The following is a 5,189-nucleotide window of genomic DNA, read 5'->3' on the forward strand; positions in this document are numbered from 1 at the left end:
GGAATAACTTTTTTTGGCTGTGGAGGGGTCGCGCGTATTCCCCGCCTTCCCCACGATCCGGGCCGGGGAAGGGCGAGGAGGAGATCCTGATGAGGGAGATTGCTGTCCCTCCCTATCCCATGTCTGGGGGATGTGCTCCTCAGCACAGGAATATTCCAGAGCCGAAAAAAAGGGATGTGTGGTTCAGCGCCTCCCTGCCATCAGGAAGGCGGCGCCGATCGCGAGGGCCGCGGTCCAGAGGGGCAGGGGTGACTGCTGTGTCGTCGGCGGGACTGTTTCCGTTCCGGTCTCCGTCGGTGTCGCAACGCCCGACCCGGCGCTGGCCGAGGTCACGACCGGTGTCGGGGTCGCAGGTGTGTCGCCGCTCTCCGCCGCCGCGATGGCGAAGAGGGAGAGGCCGTCGGTCTCGGCCGTAAAGTGGGCCATGCCGTCCCTCTCGTCGGTGACCGCGGTCGTGAGGGGTTTCCATGCGCCGTCGACGTACCTGAGGAGTCTGACATCAGCGGCGGTGCAGGCATGCGCCTCCAGCCATGCCGAGGGCACGACGAAGGCGATGGTCTCACCGGAGAGCATGTCTTCGGTCGTGTGATAGAGGGTCGCCTCCACATAGGCATAGACCTCGCCGTCAGGGGCGTCGGCCGCAGACGGACGGGTTGCCTTCTCCACTCCGACCATGAGTCTGTCGATCTCGCCTTTCGCCCTGAGGGTGACTGCCGTGAAAGGCGTGTCGCGCATCGTCAGGGTGACGTTCTCCCCGGCCCGGAGACTGCCTGCCGCACCGACCGCCGCCTCGGAGTGGCCGCCGCCGCTACTGTGCGAGGAGACAGTTGTTGGTTCTGCTGTTGGTTCCACCGTCGGTTCCGCCGTCGGTTCCACCGTTGGTTCCGCCGTCGGTTCCACCGTTGGTTCCGCCGTCGGTTCCGTTGTTGGTTCCGTTGTTGGTTCCGTTGTTGGCTCTGCCAGTGCCGAGACCGCCACGAGGCCGAAGGTGCAGAATCCGTTGGGGGACTCGAATTTGAGGATGACCCTCTCGCCCTCTCTCTTGATCTCTCCGGGCAGGAGGACACTGGTGCTGCCGTCGTCGCCGAGACGGACGAGCCGGATGTGTGCGACGCCGCCGCAGGCATCCACCCATGCCGCCGGGACGCTCATCGTCACCGTGGCATTCCTGATGCCGCTCCCGTCCGCGAGGTTGGTCGTCCTGACCTCTAGTGAGGCGGCAAGGGAATCTATCTGCATTCTGTTCTCTGCGGCAGCATCCTGGAAGGCGTTCATGGTCTCATCGGGTGCGCTGTTCCCGAGGATTGTGACGATGGACGCACCCGGCGGCAGGGAAGTGAGTTCCGCGCCGGCGCCTGCCGAGACTTCACCGACCCCCTCTGAGACGACGGTGACCGCCCGTGTTTCCAGGACGATCCCCTGTATGGTGCCGGTGATGGTGCCGTTATCTTCGACGGCGTCGCCCGGCGTGACGAAGGTAAGGGTGAAGAGGTCGCCGGTGATCTGGATTGTCTTGCCGTCGTCGGAAACCGACGTCTGGCCGGACACGTTCACCGAAACGTTCCGCCCGGTGACGGTGCAGCCCGGAACGTCCAGGGAGACCTTCAGCCCCTGCTCGTCCGTGCCTGCGGGTGTGATTGCGACGCTGCTCGTGTTCGCCCTGGTGGTGACCAGGCCGCCGCCGTCGGCATCGACCTGCCGCACGGCGATCTTCAGGTCTGAAGACCCGCCGATGAGGCCCTTCACCCTCACCGTGCCGAGCACAACGCCCCTGTCGCCTGCATGGATCTCGTCGTCGAGGTCGACGGCACGCATCATGACGCCGCTATCGGTCTCGCGGGAGAGGTTGAGACCCGCCCAGGCCGGGAAGGACGTACCGGTGATCGCGGCGACCTCCGGGTCGGCGACAGAGACGTCCATCTCGTAACCGGCGAGGCCCCAGGGGGCGCGGTTCATGGTGATGACGACCTCCGTCTCGTCACCCGCGTCCAGAGACGCCTGGTCGGTGTTGAACGAGAGTTTCGGCTCCTCGTAGATGGAGTAGGCCTTCAGGCAGACATTGGTGTCAGGCATATGGGTGGTGAGGTCTTCCCACACAACACCGTCGGCGCTGATATAACTCTCGCCGACCCCGGCCTTTGCGTCCATCGAGAAGTCTTTGATCGGTTTCTCGACCGCGAGGGGCTGGTAGTAGTCGGGCGTCGTGAGTTTGACGACGACGGAGAACTTCTGGCCTGGCACCAGGGGCACGGGTGTCGCCAGCGGGAAGGTGTGGTAGCCCGGCAGGACCTGGGTGCCGGAGAGTGTCGTCACCGGTCCGTCTGCGGAGATGGGGCCGTCTGCCGGGTCAAGGTAGACCGAGACCTCGTAAGCGGCGTTTGGCGCCGGCGTGAAGAACCCGACCGCGCCAAGGCTGTTGCCCGAGGTGGCGGTGAAGACGTTGGCGGCGTACGCCGTCTCGCTCTCGAGACCGATCGCGGCGGTCCAGCCCAGGGGGTCGTGGCAGTAGACCTCCCGGTAGTTGTCGGTGTCTTCTGCCGTGAAGACCGCCTTGTCGCCGCGGTCTGCGTCATAGTACGACTGGTAGAAGTAGCCGTCGTCGCCCCAGTTGGTGTTCCACGAGTTCCTCACGATGAACGCACCGTCGCCCTGTGGTTCGAAGGTGAAGTTCTTCTTGCTGTAGGTGTCGTCCCAGCCGACGATCAGGACGGCGTGGCCGCCGCCGACGAGCCAGGGGTCATAGTAACTGGCATTTGCCTCGTTGTAAAAACCGTTCGACCAGTACATCGAGGAGTAGACGCCGCCGTATTCCTTGACCGCCTGCTTGATCAGGGTGACATTGGCGCGGTCGTTCGCGGCCCTCTTCGGGAGGAAGTCCACGTCCTGGACATGCTTCTGGACGGTGAGTCCCGTGGGTGAGACGTCCGAGAACTCATGGTACGGGTCGTCGGCCTCGTTCACCGGGCCAGACCAGCGGGAGAGATAGGCGGTGGCCATGTAGGCGTTCCCGCCGTCGTTGTGGGCATAGTCCAGGCCGTGGGTGTTTTTCATGTTGTTCTCGGAGAAGTCCCACGCCTCTCCGGGGAGGAGGGTGGACTCCAGCGAACCGAGGGCCGCAAATGTCCAGCAACTGCCGCATTTTCCCTGGTCTTTTACCGGGCCGACGCGGCCTTCGTCGCGGAGGTCGAAGCGGTCTTCGGACGGTGCGGGCCTGAAGGCCGAGGTGGTCTGCACCTCGCTGCCTGTAGGCCAGGCGACAGTCACCGGCGAGGGGATCTCGCCGCAGAGTTCGTCTGTGTGGTCACCTTCTTCGATGGGGGCGGCGGCCATCATCATGCGGTCGGCCGGGGCCTCTTTCTCTTCAAGGTATTTCACAAACTCCGGGTTGAGCGGCGCCTCGGTCACTTCCAGTGCGGAGGCTGCCGGTACCGCGGCCCAGAGGAGCAGGCAGGCGCAGAGGAGTGCGCCTGCCAGACCTTTCAGTATTCTTGTATCCATATCTCCAGCCACCTGTCTCATGTTCTGTCCGTTCCTGCGTGCTGGTGGATCGTCACGACGTCGTCGAAGTCGATCCTGCCGTTGCCGTTGTAGTCGAAGACGCGGGGGTTCTTCTGTGAGAGCACGTTCTCGAAGTGCTCGAAGTAGGTGAGGGCGTCCCTGAAGTCCAGGGTGCCGTCGCCGTTCACGTCCTCGAAGAGGCCGTCGCCGTCACCGTCGCCGGGGATGGCGGTGCACCCGGGGAGAGGCGAGAGGCCGACGACGTCGATGACGCCCGGTCTGCAGATCACGGGGGTCTCTTCGCCTTTGTCCGTGTAGATCACGACGTCGCTGGCCGTGATCCCGACCATGCCGTCGGTGAGGCCCTTCACCTTCAGGGTGGCGAGGACGACGTCCTCGGCGCCGGCTTCGACACTGTTGCCGTCGTCGGTTGCGTCGAAGGTGATGGTGGTGCCGGGCACGCCTGACCCCCCGGATGCGCCCGCCAGGAAGGCAGAGTCGACGCCGGTGATCAGGGCGTTCGTGCCCTCAAGGCTGACCGTGAGGCTGACATTTTTCAGGCCGTCAGGGAGGTGGTCGGCGACGATGGCGACCTCGCGCTCGGTCCCGGCGGCGACCGTCGCCTCTGTGGGGGCAAACAGGATCACCGGGGTGGTGTCGGTGAGAGTGACGTTGTCGAGCCAGCCGCAGTCATCCCCGTAGGTACTGAATGCACGCGTCTCGTATGTCCACCGCAGGGTGTGCTCGCCCCTGCCCAGTGTGTAGTGCATATTCTGCCAGCCGTTGCCCTTGCCCGCAATCTCCTTCTGCATCTCGCCGTCGATGGAGAAGGCGAGGACATCGGAGTACTTCATTGAGTGGCCCTTATTGGAGGAGACCTGCCAGTCGAAGGTGAGGTCCTTCGGGCCGGTGACGGTGGTCTCGATCCAGGACTGCTGGTTGCGTTTGATAGCGCCGCTGTGTCCGCAGCTGCCGCGGATGTAGGTCTCGTTCACGTCGACGAACCAGGGGACGTCGCCGCCTGTCGTCCAGGCGAGGCCTTCTGCGTCGAGGGCCTCCTCGAAGGTCGGGGTGACGGTGATGTAGCCGTTCTTGACCTCCATCTGGCCGTCAGGTGCGGTGTCCTTCTTCACGATGAGCGTGACGTTGTAGACGCCCGGTTTCGTGTAGGTGTGCGTCTGGTTCCTGCCGACCGCCGACTTCTCGTCGCCGAAGTCCCAGGCCCAGTGGGTCGCGGTGCCGGTCGAGTAGCCGGTGAAATCGACGGTGAGCGGGACCTGGCCTTGGGTGACGTTGCCGACAAAGTCGGTGTCGTCGATGGGCGTGAAGGTGACGTTGTCGAGCCAGCCGCAGTCCTCCATCATACCGCCAGGGTTGGAGTCCTTCTCGTACACCCACCTGACAGTGTGCGTGCCGAAGCCGAGCCTGTACTCTTCCTCGGACCAGGTCTCAGGGAAGCCGAAGAGGTTCTTCTCCTCCTCGCCGTCGATGAAGAGCCTCAGGTAGTCGTGCCTCGGTTCTGAGGAGACGTTCCAGGCGAAGGTGAGGTGGCCCGGGCCGGTGATGTTTGTCTGGAGCCATGACTGCTGGTTGCTGCCGATGGCGCCGCTCCGTCCCGAGGTGGTGCCGGTGTGGACGCAGTCGACGTCGACGAACCAGGGTGCGTCGCCGCCCGTGGACCACTCAAGGTC

General features: G+C 64.3%; 2 protein-coding genes. Both read right to left on the reverse strand.

Annotation, left to right across the window (positions count from 1 at the left end; genetic code table 11):
* Positions 1–183: 183 nt before the first annotated feature.
* Entirely contained in the window at positions 184–3,498 is a 3,315-nt protein-coding gene (locus tag Q0520_RS05190) for a lectin like domain-containing protein (RefSeq protein WP_298667345.1), read from the reverse strand.
* Positions 3,499–3,515: 17 nt separating this feature from the next.
* Positions 3,516–5,189, reverse strand: a 1,674-nt coding sequence (locus tag Q0520_RS05195) for a PKD domain-containing protein (protein ID WP_298667347.1), incomplete at its 5' end; no start/stop codon positions are given.

The organism is uncultured Methanofollis sp., assembly GCF_937919355.1.
Lineage (GTDB): Archaea > Halobacteriota > Methanomicrobia > Methanomicrobiales > Methanofollaceae > Methanofollis.

Coding starts and splice junctions, on each gene's coding strand:
- Q0520_RS05190 (WP_298667345.1), bottom strand. CDS start 3,498: ATGGATACAAGAATACTGAAAGGTCTGGCAGGCGCACTCCTCTGCGCC.